At 69.9% G+C, this 15743-nt stretch carries 17 protein-coding genes; 11 read left to right on the top strand and 6 right to left on the bottom strand.

Features of this window, described 5'->3' with window-relative positions; all coding sequences use genetic code 11:
* The first annotated feature begins 5 nt into the window (after positions 1-5).
* The 8 genes from ABD268_RS08580 to ABD268_RS08615 all read left to right on the top strand — a co-directional run bounded on the left by ABD268_RS08580 (position 6) and on the right by ABD268_RS08615 (position 7439).
* Entirely contained in the window at positions 6-533 is a 528-nt protein-coding gene (locus ABD268_RS08580; RefSeq protein ID WP_344150090.1) for a nucleotide exchange factor GrpE, read from the top strand.
* Positions 533-1510 (top strand): DnaJ C-terminal domain-containing protein, encoded by a 978-nt coding sequence (locus ABD268_RS08585; protein ID WP_344150092.1) that lies wholly within the window; start codon positions 533-535, stop codon positions 1508-1510. The genes ABD268_RS08580 and ABD268_RS08585 overlap by 1 nt, the downstream gene beginning before the upstream one ends.
* Positions 1507-1827, top strand: a complete 321-nt coding sequence (locus tag ABD268_RS08590; RefSeq protein ID WP_344150094.1) for a chaperone modulator CbpM — start codon at positions 1507-1509, stop codon at positions 1825-1827. Before ABD268_RS08585 ends, ABD268_RS08590 begins: the two co-directional genes overlap by 4 nt.
* The gene (gene clpB, locus ABD268_RS08595; protein WP_344150096.1) at positions 1818-4454 is read left to right on the top strand and encodes an ATP-dependent chaperone ClpB; all 2637 of its coding nucleotides are present in this window, start codon (positions 1818-1820) and stop codon (positions 4452-4454) included. Before ABD268_RS08590 ends, clpB begins: the two co-directional genes overlap by 10 nt.
* On the top strand, positions 4451-4903 hold the full coding sequence (gene trxA / locus ABD268_RS08600; RefSeq protein ID WP_344150098.1) for a thioredoxin: 453 nt from the start codon (positions 4451-4453) through the stop codon (positions 4901-4903). The genes clpB and trxA overlap by 4 nt, the downstream gene beginning before the upstream one ends.
* A complete protein-coding gene (locus ABD268_RS08605; protein ID WP_344150100.1) occupies positions 4900-5178 on the top strand; it encodes a UBP-type zinc finger domain-containing protein in 279 nt (92 codons plus the stop codon). The genes trxA and ABD268_RS08605 overlap by 4 nt, the downstream gene beginning before the upstream one ends.
* 73 nt (positions 5179-5251) lie before the next feature.
* The gene (locus ABD268_RS08610) at positions 5252-6823 is read left to right on the top strand and encodes an FAD-dependent oxidoreductase (protein ID WP_344150670.1); all 1572 of its coding nucleotides are present in this window, start codon (positions 5252-5254) and stop codon (positions 6821-6823) included.
* Positions 6824-6863: 40 nt separating this feature from the next.
* Positions 6864-7439: an NADPH-dependent FMN reductase gene (locus tag ABD268_RS08615; protein ID WP_344150102.1), complete on the top strand. Its 576-nt coding sequence runs from the start codon at positions 6864-6866 to the stop codon at positions 7437-7439.
* A 91-nt stretch (positions 7440-7530) separates the two neighbouring features.
* On the opposite strand, the gene ABD268_RS08620 is transcribed toward ABD268_RS08615, so the two are convergent.
* Together ABD268_RS08620 and glnA are read right to left on the bottom strand one after the other, a co-directional pair.
* Positions 7531-8625, bottom strand: coding sequence for a hypothetical protein (locus ABD268_RS08620; protein WP_344150104.1), 1095 nt, complete (start codon positions 8623-8625; stop codon positions 7531-7533).
* Between the two features lie 253 nt (positions 8626-8878).
* On the bottom strand, positions 8879-10303 hold the full coding sequence (gene glnA / locus ABD268_RS08625; protein WP_344150106.1) for a type I glutamate--ammonia ligase: 1425 nt from the start codon (positions 10301-10303) through the stop codon (positions 8879-8881).
* 190 nt (positions 10304-10493) lie between these two features.
* On the opposite strand from glnA, the gene ABD268_RS08630 reads away from it, so the two are divergent.
* On the top strand, positions 10494-10928 hold the full coding sequence (locus ABD268_RS08630; protein ID WP_344150108.1) for an RDD family protein: 435 nt from the start codon (positions 10494-10496) through the stop codon (positions 10926-10928).
* A 56-nt stretch (positions 10929-10984) separates the two neighbouring features.
* Positions 10985-11791, top strand: coding sequence for an SCO4651 family lipoprotein (locus ABD268_RS08635; RefSeq protein WP_344150110.1), 807 nt, complete (start codon positions 10985-10987; stop codon positions 11789-11791).
* A gap of 36 nt (positions 11792-11827) precedes the next feature.
* Here the strand turns inward: ABD268_RS08635 and ABD268_RS08640 are convergent, their stop codons facing one another.
* Together ABD268_RS08640 and lipA are read right to left on the bottom strand one after the other, a co-directional pair.
* Entirely contained in the window at positions 11828-12544 is a 717-nt protein-coding gene (locus tag ABD268_RS08640) for a DUF4191 domain-containing protein (RefSeq protein ID WP_344150112.1), read from the bottom strand.
* Positions 12545-12589: 45 nt separating this feature from the next.
* Positions 12590-13531 carry a lipoyl synthase gene (gene lipA / locus ABD268_RS08645; protein WP_344150114.1) on the bottom strand — a complete coding sequence of 314 codons (942 nt, stop codon included), beginning with the start codon at positions 13529-13531 and terminating at the stop codon, positions 12590-12592.
* 75 nt (positions 13532-13606) lie between these two features.
* Between lipA and ABD268_RS08650 the strand changes: the two genes are divergently transcribed.
* Positions 13607-14038, top strand: a complete 432-nt coding sequence (locus ABD268_RS08650) for a hypothetical protein (protein WP_344150116.1) — start codon at positions 13607-13609, stop codon at positions 14036-14038.
* A 28-nt stretch (positions 14039-14066) separates the two neighbouring features.
* Here ABD268_RS08650 and lipB read toward each other — a convergent pair whose 3' ends face one another.
* Positions 14067-14798, bottom strand: coding sequence for a lipoyl(octanoyl) transferase LipB (gene lipB / locus ABD268_RS08655; protein ID WP_344150118.1), 732 nt, complete (start codon positions 14796-14798; stop codon positions 14067-14069).
* 9 nt (positions 14799-14807) lie between these two features.
* Positions 14808-15704, bottom strand: a complete 897-nt coding sequence (locus tag ABD268_RS08660; RefSeq protein WP_344150120.1) for an alpha/beta hydrolase — start codon at positions 15702-15704, stop codon at positions 14808-14810.
* Positions 15705-15743: the final 39 nt, after the last annotated feature.

The raw sequence follows: 15743 nt of genomic DNA on the forward strand, positions 1-15743 counted from the left end.
CGGCCATGTCCGACCACGAGGCACCGACGACCGAGGCACCGACATCCGAGACCCCGGGAGACCAGGCAGCGGGCAACGACGCGCCCGAGCGCGTCGACCAGGCGCGCCAGATCGCCGAGCTGGAGGATGCGTGGCGGCGTACGGCCGCCGAGCTGGACAACTTCCGCAAGCAGTGCGCGCGCGACGTGGTCCGTGGCCGCGAGCAGGAACGGGCGGCCGTGGCCACCAGCTGGCTGCCCGTCCTGGACAACCTGGAGCGGGCGCTCGAGCACGCGTCGTCCGACCCCGACTCCGTGGTCGAGGGCGTCCGAGCCGTGCTCGCGCAGGCGGTCGGCGTCCTGGCCGACCTCGGGTACCCACGTCGCGACGATGCCGGCAGGGCCTTCGACCCCGCCGTGCACGAGGCGGTCGGCACCGTGTCCGGTGAGGGGCTGACGCCCGGCACCGTGGCCCATGTCGTGCGCCCCGGCTACGGGCCCGATGACAAGCTCCTGCGTCCGGCCGCGGTCGTGGTGGCCACCAGGGCATCCTGATGGCCAAGGACTTCTACGAGGTCCTCGGGGTCTCCCGCGACGCCGACCCGGCCGACATCCAACGCGCCTATCGCAGACTGGCGCGCCAGAACCACCCGGACGTCAACAAGCACTCCGAGGCCGAGGAGCGGTTCAAGGACATCGCCGAGGCCTACGACGTGCTGTCGGATCCCGAGCTGCGTCGCCGCTACGACGCCTTCGGAGAGGACTTCCGGCGCGTCCCTCCCGACACGGATCCGGCCGCCTGGCGTGAAGCCCGAACGTACGCCGACGCCGGGGCGGGCGCGCGCGGCCGCTGGTCGTCGGGGACCGGTCCGTCGGGAGGCTTCGGAGCCGGCGACTTCGGTGACGAGGTCGACATCGAGGACCTGCTCGGGGGGATCTTCGGCAGGCGAGGACGGGGCGGTCGGGGCCGGGACGGCTGGGGACCGGGCCCGGTGCCGGGCTCCGACCACGAGGCCGAGGTGGAGGTCTCGGTCGAGGAGGCCTACCACGGCACCGAGCGCAGCTTCACGATCAGCGGTCCTGACGGTCCCCGCACGCTCGACGTCACCATTCCGGCGGGCGTGGTCGACGGTCAGCGGATCCGGCTGCGCGGCCAGGGCGGCCCGGGCAGCGGCTCGGCGGCGGCCGGAGACCTCTTCCTGGTGGTCCGGATCGCCGACCACCCGCGCTACCGGGTCGAAGGTCGCGATCTGCACGCACTCCTGCCGATCGCTCCCTGGGAGGCCGCCCTGGGCGCGTCCGTGTCCGTTGACACTCCCGGAGGGGCCGCCACAGTGAAGGTTCCGGCAGGCTCATCCAGCCACCGCCGGTTGCGACTCAAGGGCCGCGGGCTTCCCCACACACGAGGCAAGCCGGGGAACTTCTACGCCGAGCTGCAGGTCCGCGTGCCCGGGACCCCCACCGACGAGGAGCAACGGCTCTTCGAGGAGCTCGCGAAGGTGTCCAGCTTCGACGCCAGGAGCAGACGATGACAGCGGTCACGCACTTCGCCCTCGCTCGGCCCTACAGGCTCAGCCTGGACAGCTATGCACAGGCCACCGGCGTACATCCCGAGCTCGTACGCCGCCTGGTTGCCCTCGGACTGCTGGAAGTCACCCGCGACGCGCAGGGCCGCTTGTGGTTCGACCCCTCCCAGGTGAAGGAGATGGCCAGGATCCAGCGGCTGCGGATGAGCCTGAACCTCGGCTACTCCGCCATCGGGCTGGTCGTGGAGCTGCTCGACCGGATCGCAGAGCTGGAGAAGGCACAACGGCGGATGTCACGACGAGGAGGCGCTCCATGGACATGAACAGGCTGACCCAGAAGTCGCAGGAGGCTCTGCACGACGCCCAGACCAAGGCGCTGCGCTTCGGCCATGTCGAGGTGGACGGGGAGCACCTGCTGCTGGCACTGCTCGACCAGACGGAGGGCCTGGTCGCGCCACTGATCGCCCGGGCGGGGGCCGATCCGGACCGGCTGCGCGAGGAGCTCGAGGCCGAGCTCGGCCGGCGCCCGCGGGTCAGCGGGCCGGGCGTGACGCCCGGGCAGGTGCACATCACCCAGCGGCTCTCGCGGCTGCTCGACACGGCCGACCGCGAGTCCCGGAGGCTGAAGGACGAGTACGTCTCGGTCGAGCACCTCGTGATCGCTCTGGTGGAGGAGGGCTCGGGATCGGCGGCCGGGCGGCTCCTCCACGCTCAGGGGCTGACCCGCGACAGCTTCCTGGCCGCACTGACCGAGGTCCGCGGTCACCAGCGGGTGACCTCGGCGACCCCCGAGGGGACCTATGAGGCGCTGGACAAGTACGGCCGCGACCTCGTCGCGGCAGCGGCGGCCGGCAAGCTCGAGCCGGTGATCGGCCGGGATTCCGAGATCCGCCGGACCGTCCAGATCCTGTCCCGCAAGAGCAAGAACAACCCGGTCCTCATCGGCGAGCCCGGGGTCGGGAAGACCGCGATCGTCGAGGGTCTCGCCCAGCGGATCGCCGACGGCGACGTGCCCGAGGGCCTGCGGGACAAGACCGTCTTCGCCCTGGACATGGGGGCCCTCATCGCCGGAGCGAAGTACCGCGGCGAGTTCGAAGAGCGGCTGAAGGCCGTGCTCAACGAGGTGCAGAGCGCCGAAGGCCACATCCTGCTGTTCGTCGACGAGCTGCACACCGTCGTGGGTGCCGGCGCCGCCGAGGGAGCGATGGATGCCGGCAACATGCTCAAGCCCCTGCTCGCCCGCGGCGAGCTGCACATGATCGGCGCGACCACCCTCGACGAGTACCGCACGCACGTCGAGAAGGACGCAGCCCTCGAGCGCCGGTTCCAGCCGGTCATCGTCGACGAGCCCAGCGAAGAGGACGCCCTCTCGATCCTGCGTGGGCTGCGCGAACGGCTCGAGGTATTTCATGGCGTGAAGATCCACGACGGCGCCCTGGTGGCGGCGGTGACGCTGAGCCACCGTTACATCTCCGACCGCTTCCTGCCCGACAAGGCCATCGACCTCGTCGACGAGGCCTGCGCGATGCTGCGCACCGAGATCGACTCCATGCCGGCCGAGCTCGACGAGCTCACCAGACGGGTGACCCGGATGGAGATCGAGGAGGCGGCACTCTCGGTGGAGGAGGACGCGGCGAGCAAGGCCCGCCTCGAGGAGCTGCGCAAGGAGTTGGCCGACGCGCGCGCCGAGGCTGATGCCCTGCGGGCGCAGTGGGAGGCCGAACGGTCGGCACTGCGCGAGGTGCAGTCCTTGCGCCAGGAGCTGGAGCAGGTCCGGCTGGAGAGCGAGCGGGCCGAGCGCGAGTACGACCTCAACCGAGCGGCGTCCCTGCGACACGGCCAGCTGCCGGAGATCCAGCGGCGACTGGAGGCGGCCGAGTCCCGACTCGCCGGCAAGCAGGGCGGCCGCCGGCTGCTGCGCGAGGTGGTGACCGCCGACGAGATCGCCGACATCGTGTCGCGCTGGACCGGCATCCCGGTCACGCGCCTGCAGGAAGGGGAGCGCGACAAGCTGCTCCGCCTCGACGAGGTGCTCCACGAACGTGTCATCGGCCAGGACGAGGCGGTCCGGCTGGTGGCCGACGCCGTCGTCCGCGCCCGCTCAGGCATCAAGAACCCCCAGCGGCCCATCGGGTCCTTCATCTTCCTGGGCCCCACTGGCGTCGGCAAGACGGAGCTGGCCAAGACGCTGGCCGCCGCCCTGTTCGACACCGCGGAGAACATGGTCCGGATCGACATGAGCGAGTACCAGGAGCGGCACACCGTCAGCCGGCTGGTCGGCGCACCTCCCGGCTACGTCGGCTACGAAGAGGGCGGTCAGCTCACCGAGGCCGTGCGTCGCAAGCCGTACTCGGTGGTCCTGCTCGACGAGATCGAGAAGGCCCACGTCGACGTCTTCAACACGCTTCTCCAGGTGCTCGACGACGGCCGCCTGACCGACTCCCACGGCCGGACCGTCGACTTCCGCAACACCGTGCTGATCATGACCTCCAACATCGGCTCGGAGTACCTGCTCGAGGGTGTCACCGCGGGCGGCGAAGTCAAGGATGACGCGCGCTCGATGGTGATGCGCACCTTGCAGTCGCACTTCCGGCCGGAGTTCCTCAACCGCGTCGACGAGATCGTGATGTTCAAGCCGCTGACGCTCGCCGAGATCGAGCGCATCGTCGACCTCCAGCTCGAGGAGCTGCACGAGCGGCTGGCCGACATGCGGATCACCCTCGACGTCACGGCTGCGGCGCGTCGCTTCATCGCCGACCAGGGATTCGACCCGGCGTACGGCGCCCGCCCGCTGCGACGGCTCATCTCCCGCGAGGTGGAGACCCAGGTCGGCCGGGCGCTGCTGCGCGGGGACGCGGCCGACGGAGGCGCGATCTCGGTCGACGTCGCCGACGGGAAGATCACGGTGACTGCGGTCGGCAACCCGCCAGAAGGGAGGGCCGTGGCATGACTGCGACCACCCAGAAGTCGACGAAGGTCGAGTGCGGCAACTGCGGAGCGAAGAACCGCGTTCCGGCGGTTGCCGAGGGCACGCCACGCTGCGGGAAGTGCAGCACTCCGCTGCGCTGGGTGGTGGACGCGAACGACGTCGAGTTCCACGCCGTCGTGGACGAGTCGAGCCTGCCCGTGCTGGTGGACGTGTGGGCTCCGTGGTGCGGCCCCTGCCGCATGGTGAGCCCGGCCCTGGAGAAGCTGGCCGGGGAGCTGGCCGGCAACCTCAAGCTCGTCAAGGTCAACGCCGACGAGAACCCGACTGTGAGCCGGCGGTTCGAGGTCCAGTCGATCCCGACGCTGGTCCTCCTCGACCACGGCGAGGTGGTCGACAAGCAGATCGGCGCCATGCCGGAGCACCAGCTGCGCTCGTGGCTCGAGTCCAGGCTCCCGAAGGGGGCGTCATGACCGCCAACCCGACGCGCGTCGGCGCCGACCCGCACCTCGGAATCATCCGGCCCGTGCCGCCACCCGCCCGGCGTGTGTGCCCGGAGTGCGTGCAGCTTGCCACCCGATGGGTGCACCTGCGCCAGTGCCTGACCTGCGGCCAGGTCGGCTGCTGCGACTCGTCACCGATGCGACACGCGCGCGCACACGCCGCCACGACGGGCCACGTCGTCGTGCGTTCGATCGAGCCCGGGGAGAACTGGAGATGGTGCTATGCCGACGAGCAGTTCGTCTGACCTCGAGCTCGCGGACCTGCCCGAGACCCCCGACACCACCGGCGCCTACCCCCGCCTCACCGAGGCGCAGATCATGCTGCTCTCGCGGTACGGCGAGCGGAAGTCGCTGACCAAGGGCACCACGCTGTTCTGCGCGGGGGACCGCGACTGCGGCGTGTTCGTCGTGCTTGACGGCAGGGTCCGGGTCGTCCAGGAGGACAGCCCCGAGGGAGCGTCGCGGGTGCTCGCCGTTCACGGCCGGGGTCGTTTCGTGGGCGATCTGTCGATGTTGACCGGCCAGGCGGTCTACGTCACCGCGGTCGCCCAGACCGACGTGGAGGTCCTCGAGGTGGTCTACGACCGGCTCAAGGAGGCGGTCACGCAGGATCAGGCGCTCGGCGACCTGATCCTGCGGGCCTTCATCCTTCGACGCAACATTCACGCGGACCTCGGCGCCGGCCTTCGGATCATCGGCTCCCGCTACTCAGCCGACACCCGCCGGCTCAGGGACTTCGCGAGCCGCAATCGCATTCCGTGCCGCTGGGATGACGTGGAGGAGGATCCCGAGGCAGAGGGCACCCTGCGAGCGTTCGACATCCCACCCGACCAGACTCCCGTCGTGATCTGGAAAGGGCATACGGTCCTGCGAAACCCCACCATCGCGGAGCTGGCCGAGCTCCTCGGCCTTCGAGCGGCGCCAAGGCGGGCGGCATTTGACCTGGTCGTGGTGGGCGCAGGACCGGGCGGTCTGGCCGCGGCGGTCTACGCCGCCTCCGAGGGGCTCTCGATCGTCGTCCTGGACGCCTTCGCCACCGGCGGCCAGGCGGCCACCTCGTCCCAGATAGAGAACTACCTGGGGTTCCCCGCCGGCATCACCGGCGCCGAGCTGGCCGACCGCGCCGTGGTCCAGGCCCGCAAGTTCGGCGCCGCCTTCAACATCCCCGGCGAGGCGACCTCTCTCACGCAGGCCGACGGCTATCACGTGGTGGGGCTGGCAGAGGGGGACGACCTGATCGCGCACGCCGTGCTCGTCGCCACGGGAGTGCGCTACCGGCGCCTCGACATCCCGGGGATGGACCGTCTCGAGGGCAGCAGCGTGTACTACGCCGCGACGGAGTTCGAGGCCCGGCTGTGCCGACAGGACCCCGTCACCGTCGTGGGCGGCGGCAACTCCGCAGGCCAGGCGGCTTGCTTCCTTGCCCGGCAGTCCCCGATGGTCAACCTGGTCATCCGACACGACGACCTGGGCAGGGACATGTCCCGCTACCTGGCCGACCGCGTGGAGCAGTCGCCACGCATCAAGGTCTGGCGCAACAGCGAGGTGTGCGAGCTCATCGGGGATGAAGCGCTCGAAGAGGTGCTCCTGCACCACCTCCAGTCGGATGAGGAGCACCGCGTCGCCACGACCGCTCTGTTCGTGCTGATCGGTGCGGCCCCCCACACCAGCTGGCTCGAGGGGATGATCCCGCTGGACGAGAAGGGCTTCGTGCTCACCGGATCCGGCGCCGAACGCCGCGTCGGCATGTTCGAGACCCGTTGCCGGGGCGTGTTCGCCGTGGGCGACGTCCGTAGTGGCTCGGTCAAGCGCGTCGCCTCCGCCGTCGGCGAGGGCTCGGTCGCGATCCGCCAGGTGCATGAGTTCCTGGAAGCCGAGGGCCGTCGCTGAGGGATGCCCGCCGAGAGGGCACGAAACCGGGAGGAAACACATGACCACCTACAAGGTCGGCTACTTCGTCGGAAGCCTGTCGTCGACGTCGATCAACCGCATCCTGTCCAAGGCCCTCCTCCGGGTGGCCCCGGAGGATCTGGAGTTCAGCGAGATTCCCATCGGCAACCTGCCGCTGTACAGCCCGGACTTCGACAACGACTACCCGCCTGAAGCCCGAGCGCTCAAGGCGTCGATCGCAGCCGTCGACGCAATTCTCTTCGTCACCCCCGAGTACAACCGTTCCATCCCCGGAGCGTTGAAGAACGCGATCGACTGGGCGTCCCGACCATGGGGAAAGAACTCCTTCGACCACATCCCAGCCGCGGTGATCGGAGCCTCCATCGGCCAGATCGGCACCGCCATGGGTCAACAGAGCCTGCGCGGTGTGCTCAGCTTCTGCAACGCCCGCCAGATGACCTCACCCGAGGCCTACATCCAGTACTCCCCAGAGGTGTTCAAGGACGACGGCGAGGTCACCGACGACTCCACCAAGGAGTTCCTCCGCGCCTTCATGGCCGAGTTCCGCACCTACATCGGCATGGTCTTGACGGTCCTGCCACGCCCACAGGAGTAGAGCGACGACGCGATAGGCGTTCCTTCCGACAGCGATGACGGCAGCCAGGAACTGCTACCAGCGGCTACGCCACAGGGTTGACAAGCTCCATTCACCCCTTCCGCACGGTCCGAACCCGTTCCTGGCGGTACGTGTACGCGGCGGCCCGAACCGATTCGTCGCTCTCCAGACCGGCTCCGAGAGCCCCGCCCAGTGTTGCGAGGGAGCATGTGAGCCACACCAGCTTCATGTAGTCACCAACTCGAACGGCATGCCCGATCTTCTCTTCTAGCAGGTGCGAAGGCACCAACACTGGTGCGGTCAGCAGGGCGAGCAGGAGGAGAGCCGCGTAGAGGAAGAACACACCCAGCACCACCGTTGCCGTGGTCGCCAGGTTGAAAAGAGTCACCTGCTTGCGACCGACCGGGTGCGACGCGTGTTCCCACAGACCGGCTCCGGCGATCAGCGCGACGGTGATCGCTGCGACAGACCCCACCCCGATCATCGCGAGCCTAACCCAACCGAGCGCGTCGCCCAGTCGCCAGATGTCGGGGGTGACGAGGGCGAAGACCCCCGCGGCCAACGCAGCGGTCAACGCCCTGGAGAGTCCGATGGCAAGCCTCCACGGCTGGTTGGCCCGGATCATTCCGATCAGGAGTCGCAGATTCCCGCTGAGGACCCTCGCGGTGAACATCACGCTGCCGTCACCCTCGGGCTGCTGGCTCCTTCCGAGCTCGCGAGCGCGGCCACCGAGACCAGCAACAGGACCCGAGTAGGCGTGGTCGTCTGTGTCCCCGAGCAAGCTGCGCACGAGGCCGACGACCGTGTCACGAGTACGTCGACGCAGCCCGATGGCGCCGAGCGCCGGTAGGCACAGGACAGCAACGCCGTGCAACGGGCTCGCGTGAGCGACGACCGGTCGCCGGTGAGCCTTCAGCGGCAGATCGGTGAGGCAGATGACCAGATCCCAGTCTTCCTTCAGCAGCCGTTCCCTTGCCGCGGCGACGAGGGCGGCGTCGTCGGTAGGTGGCCGCACGAGCGCGTCGACCACGGTTCGCAACCGCCACTGGACGGTGGACAGGTGCAGACTCAGCTCGCCGTGCAGGTCGTCGGCGAGGGTCGATGCAATGTCCGTGGCCGTACCCGGAGCCGAGATGAGCCCGATCACTACCTCCCCGGCACTCATGGGGAAGCGGCCGGGCTGCACGAATGGTTCCGACCGTCCTGAGTCATGCTACGAGTGTCGGATCACGGCGCGGAGTGAAGCAAGAGGCGCCGCATCGGATGTGCCACATCTGATTCCCAGGCTCGCCGTCTGTGCCGAGCTGGGGCCGCACGTGGAGTCAGATCAAACGAAGAACGACCCCTGACCGTGGAAGACGTTGATCGGTGTCTTCGCTGGTCAGGAGCCGTTTCTTCACGCTCTGCGCGGCTTGGGCCGCAGGTACCTCTATGCGAACTCAGATGTCGTAGTAGAGCTCGAACTCGTGCGGGTGCGGACGCAGCTGCACCGGCAGGATCTCGTTCTGGCGCTTGTAGTCGATCCACGTCTCGATCAGGTCCGGCGTGAAGACGTTGCCGGCGGTGAGGAAGTCGTGGTCGCGCTCGAGGTTGTCGAGCACGGCACCGAGCGAGGTCGGGACCTGGTCGATGTCGGCCATCTCGTCCGGCGGCAGCTCGTAGATGTCCTTGTCGATCGGCGCGGCGGGCTCGATCTTGTTCTTGATGCCGTCGAGGCCGGCCAGCAGCAGCGCCGAGAAGGCGAGGTAGGGGTTGGCCGACGGGTCGGGGCAGCGGAACTCGATGCGCTTGGCCTTCGGGTTCGACCCGGTGATCGGGATGCGCACGCAGGCCGACCGGTTGCGCTGGCTGTAGACCAGCGAGATCGGCGCCTCGAAGCCCGGGACCAGGCGGTGGTAGGAGTTCACCGTCGGGTTGGTGAACGCCAGCAGCGACGGGGCGTGCTTGAGGATGCCGCCGATGTAGTAGCGGGCGGTGTCGGAGAGGCCGCCGTACCCGGTCTCGTCGTAGAACAGGGGCTCGCCCTCGTTCCAGATCGACTGGTGTACGTGCATGCCCGAGCCGTTGTCGCCGAAGATCGGCTTCGGCATGAAGGTGGCCGTCTTGCCGTTGCGCCAGGCTACGTTCTTGATGATGTACTTGAACTTCATCACGTCGTCGGCGGCCTTGAGCAGCTCGTCGAACCGGTAGTTGATCTCGGCCTGGCCGGCAGTGCCGACCTCGTGGTGGGCGCGCTCGACCTGCAGGTTCGCCTTCTCGAGCTCGATCACCATCTCGTCGCGGAGCTCGCCGAAGTGGTCGGTCGGCGCGACGGGGAAGTAGCCGCCCTTGTACTTGACCTTGTAGCCGCGGTTGTCGTTCTCGAAGGCGGCACCGGTGTTCCAGGCGCCGGCCTGGGAGTCGATCTCGTAGTAGCCGGCGTTCGCCTTGGTCTCGAACCGGACGTTGTCGAAGACGTAGAACTCCGCCTCGGGGGCGAAGAACGCCTTGTCGCCGACACCGGTGCTGGCGAGGTAGGCCATCGCCTTGCGTGCGATGTTGCGCGGGTCGCGGGAGTAGGCCTCGCCGGTGAGCGGGTCGTGGATGAAGAAGTTCACGACCAGGGTCTTGGCGGTGCGGAACGGGTCGATGTACGCCGTGGTCGGGTCCGGGAACAGCGACATGTCGGACTCGTGGATGGCCTGGAAACCCCGGATCGAGGAGCCGTCGAAGCCCAGTCCGTCGTCGAACACGGACTGGTCGAACGACGAGACCGGGACGGTGAAGTGCTGCATGACGCCGGGCAGGTCGCAGAACCGTACGTCGACCATCTCGACGCCCTCGTCCTGGACGTACCTCAGCAGCTCGTCGCTGTTCTGGAACATTCGTCCTCCTTGGCTGACCAGCGAGGGACAGCCGGCAAAGTCTGCAAAAGTGGGGACCGGGGCGGCGCTGCTCCGGACCTGCCCGCGAAACTACGCAGGGGCAGTTTCTTGACCGTATCCGGTTTGTTTCGGGCATGTAACAGGTGGCCCAGTCCATGACCACCCGCGCCCGCTGTCTACGCTGGCCCGCGTGACTGCCGCCCCGGCCCCGTTCGAGACCGCGTCGTGGGGACGGCGCATCCTCGCGCTGTTCGTCGACTGGTTCGCCTCCAGCCTGGTGGTCGTCGTCGTGCTCGGCCCGTCGCGCTTCTTCGCCGACCAGTCCGTCGACCCCGACCCGCTCCCGGGGATCCTCACGCTCGTGGTGTTCGTGCTGGAGACCGCGGTGCTGACGGCACTGTCGGGCGGCTCCTTTGGCAAGCTGGCCACCCGGCTGCGCGTCGTACGGGCCGACGGCAGCGGGCGCCCGGTCGGGCTGCTGCCGGCGCTGGCCCGCAGCATCCTGGTGGCCGCCGTGATCCCGCCGCTGGTCTTCCGTCCCGACGGCCGCGGGCTGCACGACATGATGACCGGCACCGCCACGGTGACCCTCGAGACCGCCCGGGGGACGGGTACGGGTTCCTGACCGGGGCCGGTGGGTCATGCTGGGGTCAGCAGCCCCTCACGCGGAAGGCCCCGCCCATGTCTCGTCCCGCCGTCGTACGCCGCGTGGTCGCGGCCGCGGTCCTGCCCCTCGCCCTGACCTCGCTGAGTGCCTGCGGCTCCGACGAGGGCGCCGAGGCCGAGGACTCCTCGTCGAGCTCCACGGGCGGCAGCGCCGCCGCGGACACCCCGGAGGCGGGCTCGACCGTGGCACCCGCGGACTTCGCCGACCTGTACCGCGAATCCTTCGACAACACGACCACGGCCCACATGAACATGAAGCTCGCGATGATGGGGCAGCAGATCACCGGTGCGGGCGACGTCGACTACTCCCAGGACAGCCCCGCGGTCGCCATGACGATGGACGGCGCCGCGTTCGGCGGGCAGAGCCTCGAGGTGCGGATGCTCGACAACGTGATGTACCTGGACATGGGGTCGATGACGCAGGGCAAGTTCGTCAAGATGGACCTCGACTCGCCGGACAGCCCGCTCGGGTCGCTCGCCGACAGCATGGACCCGAGCCGGTCCATGGACGCGCTGGAGTCCGCGCTGGAGAAGGTCACCTACGTCGGCGCCGACGGCGACGGGGACCACTACGAGGCGACCGTCGACACCGCCGCGATGATGAAGGGGATGGGGCAGGACGTCCCGGCGAGCGCGCAGCTGCCCAAGACCCTGTCGTACGACGCGTGGTTCGACAGCGAGGGCCGGTTCAGCCGGATGGTCATGGACATGGGCTCGGCAGGCACCACGGAGATGAAGCTCTCCGACTTCGGGGCCGACGTCAGCATCGAGGCGCCCCCGGCGGACCAGATCACCGATCAGGGCTTGAGCATGGCCGGCTGAGCACCACCCACGGGCCCGGCCGCGTACCGACCAGCCTCAGCGGCCGCGCATGTTCTGGCGCATGCCCTTCATGCTGGTCGGCACCGGGCCCTTGGGCAGCGGGATGTTCGAGCGGTTGGCGTCGAGGGCCCGGAGGCGGCCGAGGATGTCGGTCATCTCGGCGGGCTTGACCTGACGCTTGAGCTTGCTGACGTGGCGGACCAGCTTGGACAGCGGGACCTGGCCCTCACCGTTGCCGCAGACCACCTCGTGGATCGGGGCGTCGGCGACCACGCGCTCGTGCTTGCGGCGCTCACCGGCCATCAGCTGGCGCAGCCGGTTGGGGTTGCCCTCGCCGATCAGCACGATGCCGGGCGGCCCGACCACCCGGTGGACGACGTCCTGCTGCTTGGTGAACGCGATCACCGGGTCGGTCTTCCAGCCGCGGCGCAGCATCCGGAGCGCCGCCGCGGCAGCGCCCGGCTGGCCCTCCATCTGGCCGTAGGCGGCCCTCTGGGCGCGCCGGCCGAACACGATCATCGCGGCCAGCGAACCGAAGAGCAGGGCGCCGACGATCGAGAGGACCAGGCCGAGGACGCCCTCGCCGGGCAGCAGCCAGAACAGCACGTAGCCGACGACGGCGCCGAGCACGAACGCGCCGGCGATCCACATGCCGATGGCCGGGTCGGACTTCTTGGCCATCCGGTAGGTCTCGACGAACTGCTTGCGGCGGCTCGTCTTCTCGGGGTCCGGGGTCTGCGGGGCCTTGGCCATGGCGGTCTGCTGCCTTCTTCGTGACGTGCGCGGGTCGGTGGTGGGTCAGGCGGGGGAGCCCTGGCGGGCGTCCATGGCTTGACGGTACAACCGTCCGGCCCGGTACGACGAACGCACCAGCGGTCCCGACATGACGCCGGAGAAGCCGATCTGGTCCGCCTCGTCCTTGAGCTCCACGAACTCCTCGGGCTTGACCCAGCGCTCGACGGGGTGGTGCCGCGCCGAGGGGCGGAGGTACTGCGTGATCGTGATGAGCTCGCAGCCGGCGTCGTGCAGGTCGCGCAGCGCCTGGGACACCTCCTCGCGGGTCTCGCCCATGCCGAGGATCAGGTTGGACTTGGTGACGAGCCCGAAGTCGCGGGCCTGCGTGATGACGTCCAGCGACCGCTCGTAGCGGAACGCCGGACGGATCCGCTTGAAGATCCGCGGCACGGTCTCGACGTTGTGGGCGAGCACCTCGGGCCGGGACTCGAAGACCTCGCGGAGCAGGTCGGGCTTGCCGTTGAAGTCCGGGATGAGGTTCTCGACTCCCGTCTCGGGGTTGAGCTCGTGGATGACGCGCACGGTCTCGGCGTACAGCCAGGCACCGCCGTCCTCGAGGTCGTCGCGGGCGACGCCGGTGATGGTGGCGTACCGCAGCTGCATCTTCTGCACGGACTCGGCGACCCGCCGCGGCTCGTCGCGGTCCAGCGGCTGCGGCTTGCCCGTGTCGATCTGGCAGAAGTCGCAGCGGCGGGTGCACTGGTCGCCGCCGATGAGGAAGGTGGCCTCGCGGTCCTCCCAGCACTCGAAGATGTTGGGGCAGCCGGCCTCCTGGCAGACGGTGTGCAGGCCCTCGCCCTTGACGAGGTTCTGCAGCTCCTTGTAGGCCGGGCCCATCTTCGCCCGTGTCTTGATCCACTCGGGCTTGCGCTCGATCGGGGTCTCCGCGTTGCGGACCTCGAGTCGGAGGAGCTTGCGGCCTTCGGGTGCTGGGGCTTGCGTCACGTCGCCCCACTGTACGCGGGGGGCTGGGGGCGCCCAATTCGGCTGGGGGCCACCCCGGGGTACCGTCTGGCCATCATGAAGACCCCTCGCACGCGGCGCGCCCTGGCCGCCACCTCGGTCGTCCTGCTCGGCGTCCTCGCCACCGGCTGCAACGGCGACTCCGGCGACAGCTCCTCCGCGCCGGCCACCTCCGAAGCAGCCACGTCCGAGCCGGTGCCCAGCCAGGGCAGCGAGGCGAACCCGTTCGCCGCCGAGCTGAGCGGCCCGGACACCGGGAAGCCCGACCAGGTGCTGACCGAGACGCTGACCAACAAGGGCCGGCTTCCCGACGCCTACCAGGTCGTCATCGAGCCGGCGGACGCCGCGGTCGTGGACGAGGCGAACTTCCACCTCGCACCCGGCGAGAGCGCGAAGGTCTACATCAAGGTCGTGAAGACCCCGTTCGACGTGCACCTCAAGAGCGCGGGCGGCGGCGCCCCCGACCAGGTGGCGATGACCGTCCAGTGACCCGGCCGGCCCTCGGCCGGCGAGGCGCTCAGGCGCCGGGGGAGACCAGCTCGATGCGCGGTGTCCGGCCCGGCTCCGGCCGCGGCTCGTAGTCGGGGGTCGGGGTGTACGGCGCCCAGGCGAGGTAGTCGGCGAGGTGCCGCTCGACGCTGGGCAGCACGTCGCGAACCGTCAGGTCGCGGCCCAGCTCGCGGCTCAGCGAGGTGACGCCGGCGTCGGCGATGCCGCACGGCACGAAGCGGTCGTACCACCCGAGGTCCACGTCGCAGTTGAGCGCGAACCCGTGCATGGTGACCCCGCGGCTGACCCGGATCCCGAGCGCCGCGATCTTGCGCTCGGGGCCGCGCTCGTCGGCGCTCAGCCACACGCCGCTGCGGCCCGGGACCCGCGCGGTGGGCACCCCGAGGTCGGCGCACACGGCGATCAGCGCCTCCTCGACCCGGCGTACGTAGTCGACGACCTTGACGTGGTCGGGCAGCGTGACGATCGGGTAGCCGACCAGCTGTCCGGGGCCGTGGAAAGTGATCTTGCCGCCGCGGTCGACGTCGATGACCGCGGCGCCACCGGGATCGGCCGGGCGCTCGTGCGGGTCGGTGCGCTTGCCCGCGGTGAAGACCGGCGGGTGCTCGAGCAGGAGGACGGTGTCGGGCTGGTCGCCCTCGCACACGGCCGCGTGCACGTCGCGCTGGAGGTCCCACGCAGCGAGGTAGTCGACCGCGTCGTCACCGAGGCCGACGGTCCGGAAGGTCAGGTCATTCACGCCCCGACCCTACGCCCTCCTCGGGAGCCGCCCGCCGAGGAAGGAGAGCTCCGTCGGGAGCATCCGCCGCCAGTACGCCGCGTCGTGCGCCCCCGGCTGGAAGCTGCTGGTCACCGGTCGGTCGAACCCGTCCACGTAGTCCTGCACGTCGCGGTAGAACGGGTCGCCCGTCCCGCAGTCGACCCGGACCGCGACCCCGTCGAGGTCGGCCTGGTGGCCCATGACCGAGTTCCGTTCGTACTCCTCGCGGCTGTCGAAGCCGCTGGGTGACGCGTCGGCGGGATCCGTCCACAGGGCCGGGCTCGCCGCCACGACCGCGCGCACGCGCCCGGGCCCGAGCAGGCCGGCCAGCCGCAGCGCGCCGTACCCGCCCATCGACCAGCCCATCAGGCCGATGGCGTCGGTGCGCAGGCCGTGGCCGGCGAGGAGTGGCAGGAGCTCGTCGACCACCATCGCGCCCGCGTCCTCGCCGCTGGCGCGGGGGTGCCAGTACGTCGTGCCGCCGTCGACCGTCGCGATCGCGAACGGGGGAGTCCCGGCCGCGACCCTCGCGGCGAGGTAGTGGTCGAGACCGAAGCCCGGGCCGGTCAGGGTCGCGTGGCTCTCGCCGAGGCCGTGCAGCGCGACGACGACCGGGAGGTGGTGCGGCCCGCCGGGCGGCCGCAGGATCGACCAGCCCGTCTCGGCGCCGAGCCGGTGCCGGGAGACGAACGAGCCGCTGACGACCGGACCGGGTCGGGTGCCGGGGACCACTCCGGCCTCGCCGTTCAGGCCGAGGCGCGCCTGGAGCCAGGGGCGGCCCGGGAGCACCCCCTGCTCGACACCGAGCGCCGCGCCCCCGACCGCCACGACCGCGGCCCCACCACCGGCGAGCAGGGCCCGGCGCCCCAGTCGTCTCTCCACCACCTGCCCAGTCTGCCGTCGGCCTGTGGATGAGCCCCGCAC

This window comes from Nocardioides koreensis (assembly GCF_039531775.1).
Lineage (GTDB): Bacteria > Actinomycetota > Actinomycetes > Propionibacteriales > Nocardioidaceae > Nocardioides > Nocardioides koreensis.

Bases quoted from the DNA above. Each gene is read 5' to 3' on its own strand.
- ABD268_RS08580 (WP_344150090.1), top strand. From the start codon at position 6: ATGTCCGACCACGAGGCACCGACGACCGAGGCACCGACATCCGAGACC.
- ABD268_RS08585 (WP_344150092.1), top strand. From the start codon at position 533: ATGGCCAAGGACTTCTACGAGGTCCTCGGGGTCTCCCGCGACGCCGAC.
- ABD268_RS08590 (WP_344150094.1), top strand. From the start codon at position 1,507: ATGACAGCGGTCACGCACTTCGCCCTCGCTCGGCCCTACAGGCTCAGC.
- clpB (WP_344150096.1), top strand. From the start codon at position 1,818: ATGGACATGAACAGGCTGACCCAGAAGTCGCAGGAGGCTCTGCACGAC.
- trxA (WP_344150098.1), top strand. From the start codon at position 4,451: ATGACTGCGACCACCCAGAAGTCGACGAAGGTCGAGTGCGGCAACTGC.
- ABD268_RS08605 (WP_344150100.1), top strand. From the start codon at position 4,900: ATGACCGCCAACCCGACGCGCGTCGGCGCCGACCCGCACCTCGGAATC.
- ABD268_RS08610 (WP_344150670.1), top strand. From the start codon at position 5,252: ATGCTGCTCTCGCGGTACGGCGAGCGGAAGTCGCTGACCAAGGGCACC.
- ABD268_RS08615 (WP_344150102.1), top strand. From the start codon at position 6,864: ATGACCACCTACAAGGTCGGCTACTTCGTCGGAAGCCTGTCGTCGACG.
- glnA (WP_344150106.1), bottom strand. From the start codon at position 10,303: ATGTTCCAGAACAGCGACGAGCTGCTGAGGTACGTCCAGGACGAGGGC.
- ABD268_RS08635 (WP_344150110.1), top strand. From the start codon at position 10,985: ATGTCTCGTCCCGCCGTCGTACGCCGCGTGGTCGCGGCCGCGGTCCTG.
- ABD268_RS08640 (WP_344150112.1), bottom strand. From the start codon at position 12,544: ATGGCCAAGGCCCCGCAGACCCCGGACCCCGAGAAGACGAGCCGCCGC.
- ABD268_RS08650 (WP_344150116.1), top strand. From the start codon at position 13,607: ATGAAGACCCCTCGCACGCGGCGCGCCCTGGCCGCCACCTCGGTCGTC.